Annotated in this window: 18 protein-coding genes; 7 read left to right on the forward strand and 11 right to left on the reverse strand. The window is 67.0% G+C overall.

Annotation, left to right across the window (positions count from 1 at the left end; genetic code table 11):
* Positions 1 to 92 precede the first annotated feature (92 nt).
* The 4 genes from AC5P78_RS16705 (at position 93) to AC5P78_RS16720 (ending at position 3,261) form a co-directional block, all read left to right on the forward strand.
* Positions 93 to 713 (forward strand): hypothetical protein, encoded by a 621-nt coding sequence (locus AC5P78_RS16705; protein WP_049397405.1) that lies wholly within the window; start codon positions 93 to 95, stop codon positions 711 to 713.
* A gap of 153 nt (positions 714 to 866) precedes the next feature.
* Entirely contained in the window at positions 867 to 1,751 is an 885-nt protein-coding gene (locus tag AC5P78_RS16710) for a hypothetical protein (protein ID WP_049397403.1), read from the forward strand.
* A 129-nt stretch (positions 1,752 to 1,880) separates the two neighbouring features.
* A complete protein-coding gene (locus AC5P78_RS16715) occupies positions 1,881 to 2,792 on the forward strand; it encodes a hypothetical protein (protein WP_133050600.1) in 912 nt (303 codons plus the stop codon).
* 55 nt (positions 2,793 to 2,847) lie between these two features.
* On the forward strand, positions 2,848 to 3,261 hold the full coding sequence (locus AC5P78_RS16720; RefSeq protein WP_223846467.1) for a hypothetical protein: 414 nt from the start codon (positions 2,848 to 2,850) through the stop codon (positions 3,259 to 3,261).
* Between the two features lie 25 nt (positions 3,262 to 3,286).
* Here the strand turns inward: AC5P78_RS16720 and ribD are convergent, their stop codons facing one another.
* The 7 genes from ribD to AC5P78_RS16755 all read right to left on the reverse strand — a co-directional run bounded on the left by ribD (position 3,287) and on the right by AC5P78_RS16755 (position 8,464).
* Complete coding sequence (gene ribD, locus AC5P78_RS16725) at positions 3,287 to 4,372, reverse strand: bifunctional diaminohydroxyphosphoribosylaminopyrimidine deaminase/5-amino-6-(5-phosphoribosylamino)uracil reductase RibD (protein ID WP_049397401.1); 1,086 nt, start codon at positions 4,370 to 4,372, stop codon at positions 3,287 to 3,289.
* Positions 4,373 to 4,450: 78 nt separating this feature from the next.
* Positions 4,451 to 4,972 carry a transcriptional regulator NrdR gene (nrdR, locus tag AC5P78_RS16730; protein ID WP_049397400.1) on the reverse strand — a complete coding sequence of 174 codons (522 nt, stop codon included), beginning with the start codon at positions 4,970 to 4,972 and terminating at the stop codon, positions 4,451 to 4,453.
* Positions 4,973 to 5,108: 136 nt separating this feature from the next.
* Positions 5,109 to 5,558, reverse strand: a complete 450-nt coding sequence (locus tag AC5P78_RS16735) for a hypothetical protein (RefSeq protein ID WP_049397456.1) — start codon at positions 5,556 to 5,558, stop codon at positions 5,109 to 5,111.
* A gap of 27 nt (positions 5,559 to 5,585) precedes the next feature.
* Positions 5,586 to 6,002 carry a hypothetical protein gene (locus AC5P78_RS16740; protein ID WP_049397398.1) on the reverse strand — a complete coding sequence of 139 codons (417 nt, stop codon included), beginning with the start codon at positions 6,000 to 6,002 and terminating at the stop codon, positions 5,586 to 5,588.
* A gap of 6 nt (positions 6,003 to 6,008) precedes the next feature.
* Positions 6,009 to 6,482: a hypothetical protein gene (locus tag AC5P78_RS16745; protein ID WP_049397397.1), complete on the reverse strand. Its 474-nt coding sequence runs from the start codon at positions 6,480 to 6,482 to the stop codon at positions 6,009 to 6,011.
* Between the two features lie 66 nt (positions 6,483 to 6,548).
* Positions 6,549 to 7,802 carry a serine hydroxymethyltransferase gene (gene glyA / locus AC5P78_RS16750; RefSeq protein WP_010481990.1) on the reverse strand — a complete coding sequence of 418 codons (1,254 nt, stop codon included), beginning with the start codon at positions 7,800 to 7,802 and terminating at the stop codon, positions 6,549 to 6,551.
* 188 nt (positions 7,803 to 7,990) lie between these two features.
* The gene (locus tag AC5P78_RS16755) at positions 7,991 to 8,464 is read right to left on the reverse strand and encodes an RcnB family protein (RefSeq protein WP_033834700.1); all 474 of its coding nucleotides are present in this window, start codon (positions 8,462 to 8,464) and stop codon (positions 7,991 to 7,993) included.
* A 253-nt stretch (positions 8,465 to 8,717) separates the two neighbouring features.
* On the opposite strand from AC5P78_RS16755, the gene ettA reads away from it, so the two are divergent.
* The 3 genes from ettA (at position 8,718) to AC5P78_RS16770 (ending at position 13,118) form a co-directional block, all read left to right on the forward strand.
* Positions 8,718 to 10,382, forward strand: coding sequence for an energy-dependent translational throttle protein EttA (ettA, locus tag AC5P78_RS16760; protein WP_005408049.1), 1,665 nt, complete (start codon positions 8,718 to 8,720; stop codon positions 10,380 to 10,382).
* A 163-nt stretch (positions 10,383 to 10,545) separates the two neighbouring features.
* A complete protein-coding gene (locus AC5P78_RS16765) occupies positions 10,546 to 11,862 on the forward strand; it encodes an NCS2 family permease (RefSeq protein ID WP_005408048.1) in 1,317 nt (438 codons plus the stop codon).
* Positions 11,863 to 12,113: 251 nt separating this feature from the next.
* Positions 12,114 to 13,118: a DUF4434 domain-containing protein gene (locus tag AC5P78_RS16770; RefSeq protein WP_414498561.1), complete on the forward strand. Its 1,005-nt coding sequence runs from the start codon at positions 12,114 to 12,116 to the stop codon at positions 13,116 to 13,118.
* Here the strand turns inward: AC5P78_RS16770 and AC5P78_RS16775 are convergent.
* Genes AC5P78_RS16775 through wecB form a run of 4 tightly spaced genes read right to left on the reverse strand, consistent with a single transcriptional unit; the run spans position 13,112 to position 21,464 of the window.
* Entirely contained in the window at positions 13,112 to 15,931 is a 2,820-nt protein-coding gene (locus AC5P78_RS16775) for an NfrA family protein (RefSeq protein WP_049461021.1), read from the reverse strand. The genes AC5P78_RS16770 and AC5P78_RS16775 overlap by 7 nt on opposite strands.
* Positions 15,928 to 18,075, reverse strand: a complete 2,148-nt coding sequence (locus tag AC5P78_RS16780; RefSeq protein ID WP_414498560.1) for a glycosyl transferase family protein — start codon at positions 18,073 to 18,075, stop codon at positions 15,928 to 15,930. Before AC5P78_RS16780 ends, AC5P78_RS16775 begins: the two co-directional genes overlap by 4 nt.
* Before the next feature lie 6 nt (positions 18,076 to 18,081).
* Positions 18,082 to 20,283, reverse strand: a complete 2,202-nt coding sequence (locus AC5P78_RS16785) for a hypothetical protein (protein WP_414498559.1) — start codon at positions 20,281 to 20,283, stop codon at positions 18,082 to 18,084.
* A complete protein-coding gene (gene wecB, locus AC5P78_RS16790; protein WP_099484704.1) occupies positions 20,280 to 21,464 on the reverse strand; it encodes a non-hydrolyzing UDP-N-acetylglucosamine 2-epimerase in 1,185 nt (394 codons plus the stop codon). The genes AC5P78_RS16785 and wecB overlap by 4 nt, the downstream gene beginning before the upstream one ends.
* Positions 21,465 to 21,593 lie beyond the last annotated feature (129 nt).

Here is a 21,593-nt window from a genome sequence, read left to right on the forward strand (position 1 = left end):
TTTCATTAAAATCCTGCCCTGGACGACATGATGTCGCCACGGGCAGCCGCAAGGGCAGGCCCGCCAATGGACTGAAATTCACAGGAATTCCCATGCGCAAGATCCTGATCGTGGCCGCCCTGCTGGCCGCCGCCCCGTTCACTGCGTCGGCCGACGCCCTGAGCTACACCTACGTTGAAGGTGGCTGGACGCAGGTCAAGGTTGACGACAACGCACTGGACGACCCGAAGGTCGACGGCGGCTACCTGCGTGGTTCGGTCGCGCTGGCCGAACAGGTCTACGTGTTCGGCGGCTGGTCGCGTACCAGCAAGACCCGCCATTACGGCGAAGATTCGCTGAAGCTGGAACTCAACCAGCCGGAGCTGGGCATTGGTTACCACATGCCGTGGTCCGATCGCGTGGACTTCACCGCCGATGCCGCCTGGGTGCGTCAGAACGCCGAATCGACCCTGCGCTATGACGGCGTGCGTTACCACGGCAAGGACCACACCAACCTGGGCCGCGTCACCATGGGTATCCGCGGCAAGCCGTCGCGCATGACCGAAGCCTGGGCCAAGGCCGGCTACATGGATGGCGGCAACAACTTCAAGGGCACCTGGGTTGGCACGGTCGGCGGCCAAATCAACTTCACCAGGACCTGGGGTCTGGTGGGCGAGATCTCCGGCTACCGCGACGTCACCCAGTACTCGGTTGGCGTGCGCGCCAGCTTCTGATCCAACGATCGCTTCTCGTCGAGCGATCGAACGGGCCCCGCAAGGGGCCCGTTTTTTTGGCCGGTGTGCAGCCACCATGTGACCGCTGGTCGCCATCGAAAGTACTGCTGGATGCGCTAGGCTTGCGCGCCTCTGGAAAAGGAAAACACCGTCATGAAGACCTTCACCCGTACCCTGCTGGCCAGCGCCCTGCTGTGCGCCCCGCTGATGGCCGGCGCCGCATCGGCCCAGCTGACCCCCGAGCAGGCCTTCGACCTGTACGCGCGCACCCTGCTGGAAGACGACGCGGCTGCTACCCGCACGCTCAACGATGCGCTGAAACCCGCCTTTGAAGGCCAGGACGCGGTGACCCCGACCCCGGGCGCACTGGCCAAGGCCCTGGCCGAACCGTGGCAGACCGTGCTGGCCAGCGCCGGTGACAAGACCGGCGCTGCGGCCACTGAAGCGCTGTACGCCAAGGCCCTGCGCGATTCAAAGTGCCGCGCGACCAAGAGCGTGGTCGAAGACAACGAATACGTTGAAGACCAGAAGCTGGCGCGCATCAGCTTCAGCTGCCAGGTGCCCGACCTGGGCAAGGTGCGCCCGCTGTTCGCCGCCAGCCTGGCCGCCGATGCCAGCCCGGCCTCGCGCAAGCAGTTCACCGATGCCTATACCCAGGCACTGCAGAGTGGCGCGCGCGTGCCGGTCAGCGGCACCTTCACCCTGTACCCGGCCAAGGACAATGGCTACTGGTACAGCGGCAACTTCGATGATCTGGTAGGCACCGTGGCCGGTGCACTGGCACCGTTCGAAGACTGGATGCAGGACGTGCAGGCCGCCAGCGCACCGAAGGTGACCGGCGTACCGGGCTGCGACCTGCTGCTGCAGCAGCACCGCGCCTGCGTGGCGAAGATCGCGCCGGACCAGATCAGCGGCGTGGATGCGATGGCCGAGGAACTGAAAACAAAGGCGCAGGTGCAGTCGGCCGAAGCGATGACGCAGGAGTGCAAGGCACTGCGCCCGATCGCCGAGATGATGTGGACCGACGAGTGCAGGTGAGGGCGCAGGGGCCGAACGCAGCCGCATTGGCGATATCCGGCTCGACCCCGGCCGCAGGTTCGGACGAGTTGCATGGACAGGCCTGGGGGCGGGGGGCATTCTCCCCCGCCCCGTCCCGATGGAATCACCGTGCACCGCCCTCTTCTCTGCCTGCTTGCCCTGGGCATGCACCTGCCTTTGGCAACTGCCCGCGACAGAACCCCGGAAGACGTCGTTTCCCAGCATCTGCAGGCCATGCATGAACGCAACGACTTCGCACTGCAGATGCTTGTCCAGAAGCAGCAGGCCGACCGGACCGGTGCAACCAGTGATCTCTTCAATGCTCCGCCCATGGCGGAGTTGCTGGCGACCTGGACGAGGAACATCGAGCGCCATGTCGATCCGATCGACGGCGTGGATTCGCCACATCTTGTCTGGGCGCTGCAGGTTCTGGCCAACAGCCGATGCAAGCCCTACCGAAGCGAGGCATGGCACAGTCTGACCGAAGGCATGCAGGTTGCCGACGTGCACTTCAGCTGCCGCGTGGGCGATGTCGAGCGTCTTCGGTACCTGTCCGAGGCTACGGTCTTCGATGGCGGTGAGCAGAGCGAGCAGCGCTTCTGGAGAGCCTATATCGAGACGTTGCGCGACGGCCCCTTCCACGAGATCGTTGGCACCACGCGCGTGGTATCGACCACTCGCGAACCCGCCTGGCACAGCGAGAAGTCGAGGCATCCGAATGAAGACTTCCCCTCCGGCCGCGTCGAACATGACATATACGTGGTTCTGACCGAAGCACTGATCGCACAGCCGCGCCACCTGGACCGCGCGGGCACGCGTGACGCCATCGCACAGATGACAGGCATCGTCGAGTGTGACGACCTGCTGCAACAGCATCGCCGCTGCATGGCACGCATTGCGCCGCAGGAACTGAAGGGGGTGAGTGACCTGGCCACTACCCTGAGCAAGCGGCGACAGCAGATTCCCGAGGCGGAGCTGCTGCAGCAATGCATGGCCTTGCGGCCCGCAATGCAGGCACTCTGGACGCATGAGTGCCACTAGGCCGCGAACAGCCGAACGCACTTTCAGAACCGTTGCATGGCCCATTGCGGTGTGCATGGTCAATGCTGTTGCTCTCTTCCACCGGGGCAACCGCATGAAACATCGTACAGGGTCGACCACGGTCATGCTGCTGGCGCTGATGGTGTGTGGGCAGGCCGAAGCGCACAGGCCCAAGACCTTCATCATCCGCCCATCGGTTGCCTTCGAGTCGAACCAGCTACGCGACAGGGACATCGATGCACAGCTGAGCGAAGACGACGACTGCCGTGCATTCCTGATATACCACGATGAATGTGCGCCGACGGTATTGCCGGACGAGTACGACGACGGCATCAGCCGGCGCAGGCTGCGGTCGAAGTCAACGCAACTGACGGGGGAAGCGCTCGGTGCCTACTGCCGGGACCTGCACATGCTGTGGAAGCAGCAATGGGCAGAGCAGTGCCCCGCCGACGAGGACGAGGGCACCTGACGACACAGGAGATGCCGTCATTCCCTCACGGGCGCAACAACAGTCTGATGTCCTCGCCCACCTGGCGCTGGTCAACCACACGCAGGCGGCGCTGCTGGTCCATTGCATCGATGCCGAGGCCGGCCAGCAGCGGGCGTCCGTTATCGCCCAGCAACGTGGGGGCCTGGTACAGCAGCAGCTCGTCCACCCAGCCGCCGCGCAGCAGCGCACCGGCCAGCGTCGCGCCGGCTTCTGTATGCACTTCGTTGATGCCGCGCTCGGCCAGCAGCGCCAGCACCGCGCCCAGGTCCAGCCGCCCTTCAACGCAGGGCACGCTGGCGAATTCGGCGTCGGCCGCATCCGGTGCACTCACCGCTGCATCGTGCAGGTACAGCGTCGGTGCCCCACCCTCGCGCACACGGCTGCACTCCAGTGAGCGCAGGCGCGAATCCAGCACCACGCGCAGTGGCGGCATCACCTCGGTATCGGCCAGGCGCGCGGTCAGCATCGGGTCGTCGGCCAGCACGGTATCGGCGCCGGTCAGGATCGCACCTGCGCGCGCGCGCCAGTGCTGCACGTCTTCGCGCGCGGCCGGGCCGGTGATCCACTTGGAGCTGCCATCGGCCATCGCGGTGCGACCGTCGACGCTGGCCGCCAGCTTCACCCGCAGCCACGGCCGGTTGCGCTCCACGCGCGATAGGAAGCCCTTGTTGAGCTCACGCGCCTGCGTCGCCATCAGTCCTTCGGCAACCTCGATGCCGGCATTGCGCAGCAGATCGAAGCCACCACCATCGACCTTCGGGAACGGATCGCGCATCGCGGCAACGACGCGCGACACGCCCGCTTCGATCAAGGCCAGCGCGCACGGCGGTGTGCGCCCGTAGTGCGCACAAGGCTCCAGGGTGACGTAGGCGGTGGCACCACGCGCCTCGCTTCCGGCCTCGCGCAGGGCGAACACTTCAGCATGCGGACCGCCGGCGCGCTGATGCCAGCCCTGCCCGACCACGCGTTCGCCGTGGGCGATGACGCAACCGACCATTGGGTTGGGGCGGGTGGTATAGGCAGCACGCTCGGCCAGGCGCAGTGCGTTGGCCATGTGCAGGTGGTCGAGGACGGAGAACGGGATGCTCATGCCACCATGGTACCGCCGCTGGCGTAGATCCATGCCATCAGTGCCAACCAAGGTTGGCACCCACCAAGGCAGAAGCGGTCAGCCCTTCTTCTTCTTGGTCAGGGCAATCACGTCGCCCAGCAGCTGCAGCTGTTCGGTACTGGACGGCAGGTCACGTTCCAGCTTCTCGATCTCCTCGCGGAAATCGGCAACGTCCTCGAAGCTGCGATAGACCGAAGCAAACCGCACATAGCCGACATGATCGAGCTTGCGCAGTTCGTTCATGACGAACTCGCCGACCTTGATCGAAGGCACTTCACGCTCGCCGCTGATGCGCAGCTGGTGAACCACCGCCCGCACCGCCGCTTCGATCTTGTCTTCGGCCACCGCACGCTTCTGCAGTGCGCGGTCGAAACCAGCGCGGACCTTGCGCTGGTCGAAGGCTTCGCGGGTGCCATCGCTCTTGATGATCGCCGGCAGCTTCAGTTCAACCGTTTCCATGGTGCTGAAGCGCTCGCCGCAGGCTTCGCATTCACGCCGACGGCGGATCGTCGCGCCGTCTTCGGAGACGCGCGAGTCGATGACCCGGGTATCGGCATGTTGGCAGAAGGGGCAATGCATGGAACGCCTGGCTCAGGGGGCAACCTAGATGCCACGGTCATGGCAGCGTCGCAAAGGTACCTGAGAAAGGGTCCAGCAGCAAATGCTGCCTGCGCGAAAGCCGGAATGGGCGCCTGATGCGCTCTTGGGCCGCCACTCAGCCGGCCGGGCCGGACGCCGGAGTATTCCCGCCCCAGCGCAACCACAACAGGTGCGCGGCCAGCACCAGCAGCAGTGGGCCAAACCCGAGAAAGCCCAAGGTCGAGATCTCCCCTTCCTTGAAGGTGAAATACAGCGTGGCGGCGACGACACCCAGCGCGGCCAGTATTCCCAGCACCAGGCCAATCCATGCGACCACCGGCGCCTGATGCAGGCCTGCGCGACCACGCCACAGGAAGAGGCCGCTCAGCCACATCCAGGACAGCAGGCCGAGCACTCCGGCCGATGACCAGAGCAGCAACAGCGAGTGCTCATCGCCAGTCAGATACTTGCCATCCAGCACGACCATCAACCCCAATACTGCCCCGGTGCCTCCTGCCGCCGCGGTGGGCAGGCCCACCAGCAGGCCTGCTATCCCCATCCATCGTTTGTGCTGCTGCTCATCCATGCGTTCCATTCCCTTTGATTGGCCGCGTCAGGCGCGGCGCTTGAGCCACACCAGCATGGCGGCCGGTACCAGCATCGACGGCCCCAGCAGCAGTAGTTCCAACGCGGCGCCCCCCTGCTGGAAGCCGAACCATGCGGTCATCCAGAGAACCGGCAGCGCTGCCAGCCCACCGGCCAGCAGCAGCCACCACCAGATCGCGCGCACCTGCAGGCCGGCCCGGCCCTGCAGCAGGTAGCCGGCGCTGAGCCACAGCCAGGCCAGGCAACCCGCCACGCCGGCCAGGCCCCACAGCAGTGGCACCAGATCGGGGGAGCGGTTGCCGCCGAAGGATTGCACGCCAACAACCAGGAACATCACCGCGACCGCGCCGCCCATCGCCAGGCCGGGCAGGCCGAGCAGTACCGCCAACGCGGCATACAGGTACTTGAGGCGGCGCTCATCCATGCGCGGTTACTCCGATGCCCGCGCTCGTACGGGCGGCACATCCACGGTATCGGCACGCGCACGCAGCAACATCAGCATGCCGGTGGGCACCAGCAGCGACGGCCCTGCGAAGAGACCGCTCACCACCGCCGGGCCCAACCCGGAGAAGGTATATATCGCCAATCCCAGCAACGGCAGGCCCGCCAGCACGCCCATGCCCAGCAACCACCACCAGCGTGGCGAGGCCGTGCGCAGGCCCTGCAGTCCATCACGCAACCAGATGACGCTGAGCGCGACCCAGGCCACCAGGCCGGCAAGCGCGGCCGTTCCCCAGACGCACATGACGGCAGCGAACCACAGCTTGTCAGCATCCAGCGAGACCAGGCCGATCACCCCCATGACCAGGGCGATGCAGGCACCGACGCCGCCCGCGAAAAGGCTGGGCAGGCCGAACAGCGCGGCCAGCACCACGTACAGATACTTGAGGCGGCGCTCATCCATGCGCGGTTGCTCCAATACCGGGGTCAGAGCCCTTCCCTGCGGGAAGGGATCCGACCCCTGTTTCGATCAGCCGTAGACCGGGTACTTGCGGCACTGCGCGCTGACGGCGTCGCGCACGCGGGCGATGACAGCGTCGTCGTTCGGTGCATCAAGCACGTCGGCGATCCAGTTGGCCAGGTCCACGCAGTCCTGTTCGACGTAGCCACGGGTGGTCACCGCCGGGGTGCCCAGGCGCAGGCCCGAGGTCACGAACGGCGAGCGCGGGTCGTTCGGCACCGAGTTCTTGTTGACGGTGATGTGGGCCTTGCCCAGCGCGGCCTCCGCGTCCTTGCCGGACACGTCCTTGCCGATCATGTCGACCAGCATCAGGTGGTTCTGGGTACCACCGGAGACGATCTTGTAGCCGCGCGCGATCAGCGTGTTGGCCATCGCCTGGGCGTTCTTCACCACCTGCTGCTGATAGGCCTTGAAGCCCGGTTCCAGCGCTTCCTTGAAGGCCACGGCCTTGCCGGCGATGACGTGCATCAGCGGACCACCCTGGATGCCCGGGAACACGATCGACTGCAGCTTCTTGACCAGGTCTTCGTCGGCGCCCTTGGCGACGATGATGCCGCCACGCGGGCCGCGCAGGGTCTTGTGGGTGGTCGAGGTGACCACGTGAGCATGTTCCAGCGGGCTCGGGTAGACGCCGGCGGCGACCAGGCCGGCGACGTGCGCCATGTCCACGAACAGGTAGGCACCGACCTTGTCGGCGATGGCACGGAAGCGCGCCCAGTCGATCACCTGCGAGTAGGCCGAGAAACCAGCCACGACCATCTTCGGCTTGTGCTCCAGGGCCAGGCGCTCGACTTCGTCGTAATCGATCAGGCCCTGGTCGTTCACGCCGTACTGCACGGCGTTGAACAGCTTGCCCGAGGCATTCACCTTGGCACCGTGGGTGAGGTGGCCGCCGTGGGCCAGGCTCATGCCAAGGATGGTGTCGCCCGGCTGCAGCAGCGCGAAGTACACGGCCTGGTTGGCCTGCGAACCGCTGTGCGGCTGCACGTTGGCATAGTCCGCACCGAACAGCTGCTTCAGGCGGTCGATCGCCAGCTGCTCGGCGATGTCCACGTATTCGCAGCCGCCGTAGTAGCGCTTGCCCGGGTAGCCTTCGGCGTACTTGTTGGTCAGCTGGCTGCCCTGGGCTTCCATCACCGCCGGGCTGGTGTAGTTCTCGCTGGCGATCAGCTCGACGTGGTCTTCCTGGCGCTGGGTTTCAGCGGCGATGGCCTTGGCCAGTTCGGGATCGTAGGATTCGATGCGGACGTCACGCGGGAACATCGGGTACTCCAGCAGGCAGGGAAAAAGGGGTACGGCTCAGCCCTCGATTGTAGCCCCGCACCGGCCCGCTGGGGCCGAAACAGACGGGGCCGGCATCCCCGAAGGAATCCGGCCCCGTATGGTTTCGATTGATGTCGTGGGGTCAGAGCCCTTTCCGTTGGAAAGGGATCCGACCCCAGCCGCGCCCCTCAGCGGCTGCTGAGTACGTACTGGGCGATCACACCGGTCGCGATGGCGACCAGCAGCATGTTGCCGCGATCATCGCGGATCCACTGGTGGCCGTACGGCGGGCGGCGCAGGTTGTAGCGCGGGTAGTCGTTCACCACGTAGATCGGGCCACGGTAGTAGTCGCGGTAGCGGTGGCCGACCTTCCAGCCGTAGCCGGGGCCATAGGCAGGGCGATAGACCACCCGCGGCGGTGCCGGACGGTAGTAGCGGTCATGGTCGCGGTGCCAGTCGCGGCGGTCGCGCTCCCAGTCGCGCCGGGCCTCGCGGCGGTCGCGCTCCCAGTCACGGCGGTCCTGGCGCCACTCACGGCGATCCTCCCGCCATTCACGGCGGTCGTGGTCGCGGCGATGGTCGTTGTCGGCGAAGGCCGGGGCCACGGCGCCCAGTGCCAGCACAGAGGCCACGGCACTGGCCATTACTCGATTGATGCGCATGTCAGACCTCTGCTTGGGTGGGTGGTGAACCCATATTGCGCAACCGATCTGAACCGTTTCCGGCTGGAAACGCTTCCCGCTGCAGGACTGTGACCGAGTATTCAGGCGATAGCCAGCCCGGCGGCGCCTCCCGGGAGCGGCCCGGAACCGGTTCCGGCTATAATTGGTGGTATTCCATTTCAGTCTGTGCCCGCTGCCGCAACGGGATGTTCCCGTGACGGGTCGGGCGCAGGGCCGCGCCTACGGAGACCGCATGTCCTCGCAATACATCTACACCATGAACCGCGTGTCCAAGGTGGTCCCGCCCAAGCGGCAGATCATCAAGGACATCTCGCTGTCCTTCTTCCCGGGCGCGAAGATCGGCCTGCTGGGCCTGAACGGCGCCGGCAAGTCCACCGTGCTGAAGATCATGGCCGGCGTGGATACCGATTTCGAGGGCGAAGCCCGCCCGCAGCCCGGCATCAAGGTCGGCTACCTGGCGCAGGAACCGGAGCTGGACCCGACCAAGACCGTGCGTGAAGCGGTCGAGGAAGGCGTGGGCGAAGTGCTGCAGGCACAGGCCGCGCTGGAAGCGGTGTACGCCGCCTACGCCGAGGAAGGTGCCGACTTCGACGCGCTGGCCAAGGAACAGGAGCGCCTGGAGGCGATCCTGGCCGCTGGCGACGCACACACGCTGGAAAACCAGCTGGACGTGGCCGCCGACGCGCTGCGCCTGCCGCCGTGGGATGCCATCGTCGGCAAGCTGTCAGGTGGTGAAAAGCGCCGCGTGGCCCTGTGCCGCCTGCTGCTGCAGAAGCCGGACATGCTGCTGCTCGACGAACCGACCAACCACCTCGACGCCGAGTCGGTGGAATGGCTGGAACAGTTCCTGGCGCGCTACACCGGCACCGTGGTGGCCGTCACCCACGATCGCTACTTCCTGGACAACGCCGCCGAGTGGATCCTGGAACTGGACCGCGGCCGCGGCATTCCGTGGAAGGGCAACTACACCGACTGGCTGACCCAGAAGGACGAGCGCCTGAAGCAGGAAGACAACCAGGAAAAGGCCCGCCAGAAGGCGATCCAGAAGGAACTGGAGTGGTCGCGCCAGAACGCCAAGGGCGGCCGCACCAAGGGCAAGGCCCGTCTGGCCCGCCTGGAAGAGCTGCAGTCGGTCGATTACCAGAAGCGCAACGAGACCAACGAAATCTTCATCCCGCCGGGCGAGCGCCTGGGCAATGCGGTGATGGAGTTCAAGAACGTCTCCAAGAAGTTCGGCGACCGCCTGCTGTTCGACAACCTGAGCTTCCTGGTGCCGGCCGGTGCCATCGTCGGCATCATCGGCCCGAACGGTGCCGGTAAGTCGACCCTGTTCAAGATGATCACCGGCCAGGAAAAGCCGGATACCGGCGAGATCGTGGTCGGCCCGACCGTGAAGCTGTCCTACGTGGACCAGAGCCGCGACGCGCTGGAAGGCAACCACAACGTCTTCCAGGAAATCGCCGGCGGCCTGGACATCCTCAACATCAACGGCATCGAGATCCAGTCGCGCGCCTACATCGGCCGCTTCAACTTCAAGGGCCAGGACCAGCAGAAGATGGTCGGTTCGCTGTCCGGTGGTGAGCGTGGCCGCCTGCACATGGCCAAGACCCTGCTGCAGGGTGGCAACGTGCTGCTGCTCGACGAACCGTCCAACGACCTGGACATCGAAACCCTGCGTGCGCTGGAAGATGCGCTGCTGGAGTTCCCGGGCAACACCTTCGTCATTTCGCATGACCGCTGGTTCCTGGATCGCATCGCGACCCACATCCTGGCGTTCGAAGGCGACTCGCACGTGGAGTTCTTCCAGGGCAACTACCGCGAGTACGAAGAAGACAAGCGCCGCCGCATGGGCGACGACGCCGCGCCGAAGCGCCTGCGCTTCAAGGCGCTGAAGTAAGGCAACCGGAAAGGCCGCGCTCGCGCGGCCTTTCTCATTTCGGTAGGTCACCACCGTTGGTGGTGACGCTTTGAAGCGTACCGACCAACGGTCGGTACCCACGTTCTGCATTCGGGTAGGTCACGACCGTTGGTCGTGACACCTTACTGTCGCGAGAAGCCCCATGTCCCTGTTCGAGCGCCTGTTCCAGCTGCAGCAGCACGGCACCACCGTGCGCACCGAGCTGCTGGCCGGTGTCACCACCTTCCTGACGATGTCCTACATCGTCTTCGTGAACCCCGAGATCCTCGGCACCACCGGCATGGATGCGGGTGCGGTGTTCGTGGCCACCTGCCTGGCCGCCGCACTGGGTTCGGCAGTGATGGCGCTGGCCGCCAACTTCCCGGTCGGCATGGCGCCCGGCATGGGCCTGAACGCGTTCTTCGCCTTCACCGTGGTCGGCGCCGCCGGCCTGCCGTGGCAGCAGGCACTGGGTGCGGTGTTCATCTCAGGCCTGGTGTTCCTGGTGCTGTCGCTGACCGGAGTACGCGCGTGGCTGGTATCGGGTATTCCCTCATCGCTGCGCTCGGCCATCGTGGCCGGCATCGGCCTGTTCCTGGCGATCATCGCGCTGCAGAAGTCGGGCGTGATCGTCGGCAATGAAGACACGCTGGTGGCACTGGGCCCGTTGAACACGGCGCCGCCGCTGCTGGCACTGGCCGGCTTCCTGCTGATCGCGGTGCTGGAAGCGCGCCGCATCCGCGGTGCGATCCTGATCGGCATCCTGGCCGTGACCGGCGCTGGCTGGGCATTGGGCGACGTGCAGTACCAGGGTCTGGTCTCGCTGCCGCCGAGCCTTGCACCCACCTTCCTGCAGCTGGACCTGCCGGGCCTGCTGCACCATGACGGCGGCGCACCCATCGCAGTACTTCTGCAGGTGGTGCTGGTGTTCGTGCTGGTGGAAGTGTTCGATGCCACCGGTACCCTGTACGGCGTAGTCGGCCGGGCTGGCCTGCTGAAGCTGCCGGGCGCGCAGAAGCGTTTCGGCCGCGCGCTGCTGGCCGACAGCACCGCGATCGTGGCGGGCTCGATGCTCGGCACCAGCAGCACCACGGCCTTTGCCGAAAGCGCCTCCGGCGTGCAGGTGGGCGGCCGCACCGGCCTGACCGCACTGGTGGTGTCGGCGCTGTTTCTGGCGGCGCTGCTGTTCTCGCCGTTGGCAGCGATGGTGCCCAGCTATGCCACCGCGCCGGCCCTGTTGTTCGTGGCTGGCCTGATGCTGCGTGAGCTGGTGGAAGTGGACTGGAGCGACCTGACCGAATCGGTGCCGGCGGCGCTGTGTGCGCTGGCGATGCCGTTCACCTACTCGATTGCCAACGGCCTGGCGTTCGGCTTCATCGCCTATGCCGCGCTGAAGGCGGGTACCGGGCGCTGGCGCGAAGTGCATCCGGCGGTGTGGCTGGTGGCGGTGCTGTTCACCCTGCGCTACGCGTTGGAATAAGCGGTAGGCGATGCCGGCCAGCGGCCGGCACTACCAGATGGTGATTCACCTGCCATCCGGGGCGCGATGCCGGCCAGCGGCCGGCACTACCAGATGGTGATTCACCTGCCATCCGGGGCGCGATGCCGGCCAGCGGCCGGCACTACCGGGTGGTGATTCACCTGCCACCTTGGGCGCGATGCCGGCCAGCGGCCGGCACTACCAGGCGCGGGGTTCACCCGCCACGCACGGCGCTCTGGGATGATGCAGGCATGGTTCGGCCCGACCTTCCCGCGGATCCGTCTTCGCCGTTGCGCCGCCGGCTGCTGCGCGCGGCGGTGCTGGCGCCGTTGGCCAGCATGCTCGCCACCCTGCCCGGCTGCTCGCTGCCGGTGCAGGTGGATGGCACCTTCCTGCAGCCGTGGCGCAGCCACCTGCAGTGGGGCCTGGCCGACTGGCAGCGATCCTTGAAGCTTGCGCGTACGCTGGGCTGCCGTCAGCTGGTGCTGCAGTGGACTGGCATCGTCGGTGGCAGCGACGGCGACTGGTCGCTGCCCGACGGCAGCCTGCAGCAGCTGTTCACCGCGGCCAGCGAGAACGACATCCGCATCCGCGTCGGCCTGCCCTTCCAGCAACGCTGGTGGCAGGCGATCGGGGCCGACGATGCCACGCTGCAGGCGTTCCTGGCCGACAGCCTCGCGCATGCACGCAACTGGTTGGCACAGGCCCCCTGGGCGCAGCAGCCGGCCTTCGAGGGCTGGTACCTGCCCTGCGAACTGGAGCAGTACCACTGGGCTGACCCGGCCCGCCAGCAGTGGCTGGCGCAATGGCTGCACCGGCTGGTGGAGGCCGCCAGCGCGCGCGGCGGCGACTGTGCGATTTCCTGCTACTTCAGCCGCCTGCAGACCGACGGCAACCTGGTCATGCTGTGGCAGGCGGTGCTGGCACAGGCCACGCTGCGGCCGATGGTGCAGGACGGCGTGGGCGTTGCCGGCGCTGGCAACGTGCAGCAGCTGCAACCGCTGCTCGATCATTTCCACGCACACGGCATCGGTTTCGATGCGATCGTTGAGTTGTTCCGCGAGCTGCCCGGCGGTCCCGCTGATGGCAGCGGGTTCAAGGGCGAAACCGCCGATGCCGCGCGCATCCAGCGGCAGCTGGCGTGGGCACGCGACAGCGGTGCGCAGCACGTGCTGGTCTATGCGCTGGAGCCGTGGCTGACCCAGGACACGCCGCAGGCCGCGGCGCTGCGACGACGTTGGGGCCTGCCTCAGTAGTAGAGGATGGCGGTGGCGAACAGGCCCTTGGCACGCTGCGTATCACCACCGCCGATCGCGAAGCGGTACTGCACGGTCAGGTCCAGGTAGGAACGCGGCGTGTTGTAGTGGTCCTCGCGGAACCAGTAGCGCACGCCCACGCCTGGCCCTGCGCCGAATGACCAGCTGCGCTGCGTATCGTTGAGCGCGAACGACTGCGCCGGGAACAGCGGGGAACGGATGTCGTGCACCCGCGAGCGCTGGTCCAGCCAGTCCGCCCCCACCACCACATACGGCGTGACCACCCAATGAGTCTGCCCGGCACCAAAGCGGAAGCTGCGCCCGGCGCGTAGTTCACCGGCAGCGAACCACTGTTTGCGATGCAGGCGGCCGTTGGCATCGCCGATTCGACGCACCGGCGTGCCATTGGCATCGAGTGCATCGAGGGTGAAGTGCGCGCTGTTGTCATCCCAGGTATAGCCGCCCTGCGCGTAGCCGCTGACCATCCACCACTGGTTGACGTCGGTGCGCAGATCGGTGCCGTGGTAATAGCCATAGGTCAGGTAGGACATCCAGCCACCGGAATCGCTGGCCAAGCGGTAGCGGGCCAGCGTGCTGGCTTCCAGTGGCGGGTTCCGGGCCAGCTGCAGGCGGCACTGCACGGCCGCCGATGCGGGGTAGACCTCGCCCTGGCGGGTTGCGCTGCCGAGGAACTGGCGGCGCTCGATGCCGGCGCTCAGGCCGGTCTGGCCGAAGGCGTAGCGCATGCCGAACGAAGCGATGGTGGACGGCCAGCCGGTGGTGGAACGCGAATGGCTGAGGCGTTCGGCGCGTGCACGCGCATCCGGCGTTGATTCGCCGGTGCACGGGTCCACCGCGCGGATCGATTCGTAAGTGCCACCCTCGTCGTACAGCGTGTTGAGCAGGCGTGCGTAGAGTTCCAGCGTGCCATGCTGGTCGTTGAAGGCCGGGGGCCGCCAGAACGCCTCCAGCGTGCTGAACACCGAATCGCCCGGCGTGCTGATCGCTGCACCGCCGACATTGGTCGCCGCCTGGCGCGCACCACGGAAACCCGCCGAGGCGATCACGCCCCACTCGCGCGAGTAATTGGCGATGGCATTGCGCACGTTGTAGCGTTGGCGCTCATCCAGTGGCAGCTCACCGGCATCGGCGCGATCAATGGCGCTACGCAGCAGCGTCACCGCCTGTGGATGGTCACCGTTGGCAGCGCTGGCGTAGGCCTGGTCGAGCACTACGCTTTTCGGTGCCCTGCCGGTGGCCTCGGCGGCCCGGAAGTCAGCCAGTGCGCGCGCCGGCTCATGGGCCTTCTGGTTGAGGTAGCCGCGCTGCATCAGCGCCCCCGCGTCATCAGGGCGCTGTGCCAGTGCCGCATCCAGGCGCTGCCGCGCTTCGTCCTGCTGGGCACGGTTGCCCGCCGCCAGCGTGGTGGTCAGCAGGCCTTGCAGGTTCGCGTCGTCCGGCGCGAGTTGCACGGCCTGCCGTGCCTCACCGATGGCATCGGCGTAATCCTGGCGCGCATAGGCAGCGTAGGCACGCTGTGCGGCACCACCATCGCCCTGCAGGTCGGCCGGCATCAGCTCGCAGACGCTGCCGCTGTCAACGGACTGGCAGTGCTGGACTGGTGCCAGGTACGCTTCGGCACCGATGCGGGGAAGCTCGCGACTGGAGCGGATCGCCCGGCTGCGTTGCTCGATGCCCTGCTGCAAAAGCTGCTGTGACCGTGCATCGCCTTCACCTGCCGGTACCGCCGCCTGCAACGGTGCCAGCAGTGCAGCTGCGCGCAACCGATCGCCTGCGGCCAGCGCCGCATCCACCGCCAGCAGGCGCACGTTGCGCTGCTGCATTGCTGACCCCGGCGCAGCGAGTGCGGTGTCGAAGTCCTCATTGGCGAGCACGGTATTGCCCTGGCGCTGGCGCAGGTAGCCGCGCATCACCCGTGCATTGAGATCCTGGCCGTCGGCCTGCAACGCCTGGTCGGCACTGCGCTCAGCGTCGGCCAGTTGATCGCCCTGCAGCTGCGCGGTGATCAGCAGCAACCGGTATGAAGCAACGTCGGGGGCCAGCTCCACGGCAGCGTGCGCCTGCTCAATGGCGGCGGCATTCTCACCTGCAGACAGCGATTGATAGGCCTGCTGGGCCAGCAGCAGCGCGCGTTGGCGGCCCAGTGCCACCCGCCGCGCGCGCAACTCCTCAACATTCGGTGCGCCCAGCTGCAGCGCGGTACCGATGGCGGCGTCGGCCTGTCCGGGCTGTTGCTGTGCCTCCAGCGCCGCCACCCACAGCAGCGCCCATGCGCCCTGTTGCGGCTGCTGCCGGAACGCCTGCTCGGCCTTGCTGGCGGCGACGCCCATCTGGCCGGCGTCGTAGGCCGCATAGGCTTCGGTTGCCAGCATATAGGCCTGCCGGCTATTGCGGTCGGTCACCGTTGCGGGTGCACGCGGTACCGCTCCGGTACGCGCCGCACCTGTGCTCGTCCTGGGCGCAGCGGCCAGCGCCGGCAAGGCCGGATCCTTCAACCCCGCATCCAGTGCACGACGTGCCTGCTGCTGCGCCTCGGCACCCCGCCCCAGTTTCTGCAGCGCATAGATCTGCAGCAGGCGCAGCCGCACCACGTCCGGGCGCAACCGGATCGCTTCGCTGGACTGCCGGTAGGCCGCGGGGTAATCGCCACGTTCATAGGCGGCAAACGCCTGCTCGGCGATGCGGTAGGCGGCACCGGACAATGGCAGTGGTGCATCGGTCTGTGCCAGCACCGGCGCGGCGGCCGTGGCCAATGCCACGGTGATGACAGTGGACAGCAGCGTGGTCTTCATGCCGGCAAGGCTCCGGGCGGCGGTGACTGCAGCGTGGCCGCACGCCGGCGCTGCTCCTGCATGGCCTGGGCCACGGCCTCTTCAGTGGTGATGCCCTGCTTGACCAGGTAGTCGCCGATGCGGCCGTCGCGCTGCGGCATGTAGTCGTCCAGTGCGATCTCGAAGCGTGCGTGATCGATCAGGCGCATTTCCACCAGCAGATCGCCCAGCAGGGGCACGTTGTCCAGCTGCCATTGCCGGTCGCCACCGATCAGCCGCAGGCCGGCGTTGATCTCGCTTTCGCGGGCGATACTCTGTTCAATGTGGTTGCTGCGCGTTTCCTGCTTCAGCAGGGCCAACGCGTCTTCGGGCAACGGGCTGGCTACGGCCAGCCGCAGGGTGCCTTCCTGGCGCGGCGGCAGCGGCAGCATGCGCCATTGCACGCAGGCATCGGCACTGATCGGGAACTGGCAGGCGCGCAGGTAGTCCACGTCGATAACCGCGCGTGGCAGGTCACCCTGGAAGGCGATGGCCTCGGCCAGCGTTTCATCATCCAACCAGCCCTGGGTGAGCAGGATGCGGCCCAGCGGTTGCTGGCGGCCTGCCTGCTGCTGCTCCAGCGCCTGCTGCAGGCGTTCGGGTTCCACCGCCTGCCAGGTGGTCAACAGCTCACCGAGCTGCTTGCGGGTCTGCACCAGCTGCGCCGCATCGGGGAAGTCGTGCATGGTCTTGTCCCAGACCATGCGCTTGCCGAACAGCAGGTAGGCCAGGAACACCTTCCAGGCACGGGCGGTGGCCATGAAATTGATCATGTTGCCGACCACCATGCGCGGGATGGACATCAGCGCGTGCTCCCAGCCGTACAACCGGTTGACGAAGTAGAAGCGCTGCACGACCCGGGTCGCCAGCGCTGCGGTGGTCAGCAGCGCGACATTCATCTGCCAGGTACCGGCCTGGAACACGCTGGGAAACTGCATCGTCCACAGCCCGGTCATCTTCAACAGCCAGAACAGCAGCAGTTGCAGGAAGATGATGTAGGCGACGATGCTGACGAACGAGGTGATGATGCCTTTTCGGTCACGCGCCAGCAGGTACTTGGTGGCCAGCGAGCCACGCCAGCCCAGCGACTCCCAGCTCTGCAGGCCGATGCCCAGCACCCAGCGCGCCTTCTGCCGGTACGACGCGCGGAAGTTGTCGGGGAAGTACTCGCGCACGCACAGCGCCATCTGCTGGGTGCGCTCGCGCACCGGCCCCCAGCCGAACCAGGATGGGCGGCGCACGCGGAACTGCACGGGGAAGCGGGCGAAGATCGACTGCATGCCCATGGCTGCCAGCCTCGCACCGACGTCGTAATCCTCGGTGAGGCTGTCGGTGTTGAAAGGCTGGTTGTCGGTCTGCGCGCTCAATGCCAGCAGCGCGCGCCGCGAGAAACAGGTACCAACACCGGCCGACGGCACCATGCCGGACACGCTCTCGCGCACCACCAGATCCTTGGCGTGCCATTCGGCGAATTCGTCCATGTAGACCCCGGCCACCAGTTCGTACCACTCGCGGTCCAGTGAGGTGACCGGCAGCTGGATCATGTCCTTGCGCGGCAGCAGGTAGTTGTAGAAACGCAGTTCCATCGGGTGCAGCACGTCCTCGCTGTCGTGCAGGATCACGCCGGCGAATTCGATGTCGTGGCGCTTTTCGTAATCGAAGATCGCCAGGATCAGCCAGTTCAGGCAGTCGGCCTTGCTGGTCGGCCCGTCGTGCGGCACTTCAACGCGGCGCAGGCGCTTGTAGCGGCGGCGCATGCGCTCGACTTCATCGATGGTCTGCTGGTCGTTGGGATAGGTGCCGACGAACACGACGTACTCGCGGTAGTCGAGCACGTTGATCATGTTTTCCACCATCTGCGCTATGACGTCGTACTCCATCCACGCCGGCACCATGATTGCCAGCGGCTGTTGCGGCCGCTGTATCAGGTCTTCCTGAGTCAGCGGCCGGTACGCTTCGCGGCGCTTGATGGTAAGCGCGCGCCAACTCTCGCGCACCCAGTACCAGACGTCGATGAACAGATCATCGAGGCTGGAGATCAGGATCAGCACGGCCACCGCCGCCGCCGTGGTTTCCAGGACGGCGTAGTAGTTGGCCAGCTGGATGTTCCAGAACAGACCGTCCACGGTGGATCAGTGCCCTGTGTTGGCGGACTTGCGGCGGCGCACCTGGGTGACGCGGGCGGCCAGCAGCGCGAACACGATCACGCCGACCAGCAGCAGCAACCAGACCATGTGCCGTTCCCACTTTGATTGTGGATTGCCATCCTGGGCAACGTGGCTCCCGTAAGGATCCTGGCGATCAAACTCACGCACGGCATCATTGCCGTCGAGCACCGCCAGATCACCGCGCAGCAGCCGGAACGGTGCGCCGAACGACGGTGCCTGTGCACCCAGATCGCTGTACAGCACGCCAAGCTGGCCGCCGGAGGTGCCGACCTGCACCACCGCGGCGCGATCCAGGCCGCTGACATCCAGCAGCGGCTGAGGCTTCCCGCCGATCAGCAGGTGGCCGTCCTTCAGGCCGGCCACATCGACACCCGACGGCGCCACACCGAAAGCCAGCCACGGCGCACCCGGGCTGATCGCCGCACCGGCATCGACCACCTTCAGCTCCGACGCCTCTGGCGAGGCCCCCACTGCACTGGCCACCGCGATCACCTTGCGCAGCGATGCCGGCGCGTCCTGCAGCCACGTAGCGGGCACGAACATCTGGTTGCCGCGTGACAGCTGGCTGCTGGCACCGACGAAGTCACTGCCCAGCGAACGCTTGGCCAGGGTCAGGTGGCTGCTGGGCAGGATCGAGACCGGATACGCGGTGGCCGGATCGTGGCAATAGGGGCGTGCCGGCTGGCGCAGGAAGCTGACGCGGATCTCGTTGCGTGCCGACAGCGCGTAGGCCGGCACCCTGGCCACCAGCCGTTGCGGCTGGCCGTTGGCCGACAGCACCTTGCCGCCCAGCAGGTAATCGTTGAAATGGATCGTGGCCACCGCGCCCTGCCCGGCCGCATTGGGGGCCGCCGAGACATCGATCACCACTTCCTCGGGCAGGCGCCCATCGGCCGACAACGCGCCGAGGTCGAAGCTGGCGCTGCGGTCCGCGCGGGTCACGACATCCATCGTGCCGGCGATGTTGCCGAGTCGGCTCAGCAGCACCTGGTCACCGTCCAGCTTCGGCGTGCCCGCTGCGCTGACCTGCAGGCTTAGGCCCAGTGCATAGCTGCGCCACTGCTCGGCGAACAGCCCGGCGACCTTGCCCGCCGCCGCCGGGTCGACTACCAGCGTCGGACGGCCGGCAACGGCCACCACGCGGACCGAGGCGGTGGCCGTGGGCTTTTCCAGGCCACCCATGTCGGTACCGCGCCACGCGGCGAACGCCGTGCCCGCGTCGGCGCCAGCGGTGGCAACCTGTGCGGCCAGCGCATCCAGTGCCGTGCGCACGCCAGCGCGCAGCGCATCGCTGCCGATCATCACCTCTGCGGCCAATGGCCCACTGTCACGCAGCGACAGCAGTGCCCCCACTTCGGCCAGATCCTTGATCGCATGCACGCGCTCGCCATTGGCCAGCGCGGCATAGGCCGGCACGACCTGCAGGCTGGCCGGGATGCTGATGCCGGTCAGGTCGACGCTGTCACCGACCTTGGGCAGTGCCAGCACCTGCACCTGCTTGCCACCGGCCTGCAGGGCCGCGCCAATGCGCCAGGCCGCGTCATAGATGGGGGCCTGCAGCGCCTTGCCGTCCACCAGCAGGCGCACCTGCGGGGGCAGCGCGCCCCAGGCCTTGGCCACGGTGTCCACGGCGCGGCCGTCGAAGCGGTAGCTGAAGCGCGAGTCCGGCGACAGCCGCAGCACGTTGGCCGGCGCGCTCTGGTCGGCACATTGGTAGTCGGACACGATCGACCACCAGCCGACGCCGACCCGCACGAAGCCGTTCTGGCGGGGTTCGCCATCGATGGCCAGCAGCTGGCTGGCGTCACCCTGTGCGTCGGTGATCGAGCGTGCGGCGATCGGATCGCCATCGACCGACCACAGGCCGGACGTGCGCCCGGCGTGGCCGCGCACGTAGCGCCCATCCAGCTGCAGCTGCGCATCGTGAGTGGCGACACCGGCCGGCACCGGCAGGTAGATCTCGCGCTGGCTCTCCTGCCCGCTGAGCACCAGCGGTTGGCGGAAACCGAGTTCACGCAGGGTCATCTGCCGGCTGACCGTGCTGTCGCCGCTCCACTCGGCGAACTGGCCGGCGACGCTGTCGGCGGCATGGGCACTGCCAACCACGCCCGACAGGACGAACGCAGCGGCGGATGCAAACAGGGGAGAGCGGCCGGTCTGGGTCATGGCGTCACTTCGCGTGGATGGGGGTGGACGGCGCCGCTGCTGCGGAGGCCGGGCGAGAATTCGGGAAGCGGCGTACCACGCAGGGCGGCGACGATGCGCGCGCTGGCGCGGCCATCGCCATAGGGGCTGGCGCCGGGATCGAAGCGGGTCGGGTGCGGTGGTTGTGCCAGTGCCGCGTTGACTGCCTCGACAATGCGCGAGGGCGTGGTGCCGACCAGCGTCACCACACCGGCCTCGACCGCCTCCGGGCGTTCGGTGACGTCGCGCATGACCAGCACCGGCTTGGCCAGCGCCGGCGCCTCTTCCTGCACGCCACCGGAGTCGGTGAGGATGACATCGGCGCGCTGCATCAGCCGCACGAAGCGCAGGTAGTCCTGCGGCGGCACCAGGTGCACGTTGTCGAGATGGCCGAGGTGGGCGTTGACCGGGCCCTGCACGTTCGGGTTCAGATGCACCGGGTACAGCACCTGCAGGTCCGGCCGTCGTGCCAGTTCAGCCAGCGCACGGCAGATGTCCTCGAAGCCCTGCCCGAAGCTCTCGCGGCGGTGGCCGGTGACCAGCAGCAGGCGACGATCGGGGTCAAGCATGTGGAAGGGTTCGTCAGCCCGCGCACGCAGCGCCGGGTCGGCATCCAGGCGCTCTACAGTCTGCTGCAGGGCATCGATGACGGTGTTGCCGGTGACCAGGATCTGCCCGCCCAGGTGTTCACCGGCCAGGTTGGCGCGCGAGCTGGGCGTGGGCGCGTACAACTGGTGGCCGACCACATCGATCACCCGCCGGTTCATTTCCTCCGGCCACGGCCGGTTGATGTCACCGGTGCGCAGTCCGGCCTCGACATGACCGATCGGAATGCGGTGGTGGAACGCGGCCAGCGCCGCGGTCATCGCCGTGGTGGTATCGCCGTGCACCAGCACCCGGTCCGGACGGACCTGCGTGTACAGCGCGTCAAGCCGTTCGAACAGCCTGGAACACAGGCCATTGAGGGTCTGGTTGGGCACCATGACATCCAGGTCATGGTCGGCGGTGATCTCGAACAGCGACATCACCTGGTCCAGCATCGCCCGGTGCTGGCCGGTGATGCAGACCACCGATTCGATGTCCGCAGCCTCGGCCAGGGCTCGCACCAGCGGCCCCATCTTGATCGCTTCCGGTCGCGTGCCGAACACCGACAGGACCTTCACCGCAGCGCTCCGGACAGCCGGTGCGGGGAAATGCCAGGAGCTGTAGCCACGTCTGGATCCTTTCGGCGTTCCCGTCCAATACCCGCAGGCAGGAGACGGTCACCTCATGAGGAGACTCCAAAATCGCGA

Source organism: Stenotrophomonas sp. YJH_SMC_133, assembly GCF_059370655.1.

Excerpts from the sequence above, each read along its gene's own strand:
- AC5P78_RS16705 (WP_049397405.1), top strand. The coding sequence starts at position 93 with ATGCGCAAGATCCTGATCGTGGCCGCCCTGCTGGCCGCCGCCCCGTTC.
- AC5P78_RS16710 (WP_049397403.1), top strand. The coding sequence starts at position 867 with ATGAAGACCTTCACCCGTACCCTGCTGGCCAGCGCCCTGCTGTGCGCC.
- AC5P78_RS16720 (WP_223846467.1), top strand. The coding sequence starts at position 2,848 with ATGGTCAATGCTGTTGCTCTCTTCCACCGGGGCAACCGCATGAAACAT.
- ribD (WP_049397401.1), bottom strand. The coding sequence starts at position 4,372 with ATGAGCATCCCGTTCTCCGTCCTCGACCACCTGCACATGGCCAACGCA.
- nrdR (WP_049397400.1), bottom strand. The coding sequence starts at position 4,972 with ATGCATTGCCCCTTCTGCCAACATGCCGATACCCGGGTCATCGACTCG.
- AC5P78_RS16735 (WP_049397456.1), bottom strand. The coding sequence starts at position 5,558 with ATGGATGAGCAGCAGCACAAACGATGGATGGGGATAGCAGGCCTGCTG.
- AC5P78_RS16740 (WP_049397398.1), bottom strand. The coding sequence starts at position 6,002 with ATGGATGAGCGCCGCCTCAAGTACCTGTATGCCGCGTTGGCGGTACTG.
- AC5P78_RS16745 (WP_049397397.1), bottom strand. The coding sequence starts at position 6,482 with ATGGATGAGCGCCGCCTCAAGTATCTGTACGTGGTGCTGGCCGCGCTG.
- glyA (WP_010481990.1), bottom strand. The coding sequence starts at position 7,802 with ATGTTCCCGCGTGACGTCCGCATCGAATCCTACGATCCCGAACTGGCC.
- AC5P78_RS16755 (WP_033834700.1), bottom strand. The coding sequence starts at position 8,464 with ATGCGCATCAATCGAGTAATGGCCAGTGCCGTGGCCTCTGTGCTGGCA.
- ettA (WP_005408049.1), top strand. The coding sequence starts at position 8,718 with ATGTCCTCGCAATACATCTACACCATGAACCGCGTGTCCAAGGTGGTC.
- AC5P78_RS16765 (WP_005408048.1), top strand. The coding sequence starts at position 10,546 with ATGTCCCTGTTCGAGCGCCTGTTCCAGCTGCAGCAGCACGGCACCACC.
- AC5P78_RS16770 (WP_414498561.1), top strand. The coding sequence starts at position 12,114 with ATGGTTCGGCCCGACCTTCCCGCGGATCCGTCTTCGCCGTTGCGCCGC.
- AC5P78_RS16775 (WP_049461021.1), bottom strand. The coding sequence starts at position 15,931 with ATGAAGACCACGCTGCTGTCCACTGTCATCACCGTGGCATTGGCCACG.
- AC5P78_RS16785 (WP_414498559.1), bottom strand. The coding sequence starts at position 20,283 with ATGACCCAGACCGGCCGCTCTCCCCTGTTTGCATCCGCCGCTGCGTTC.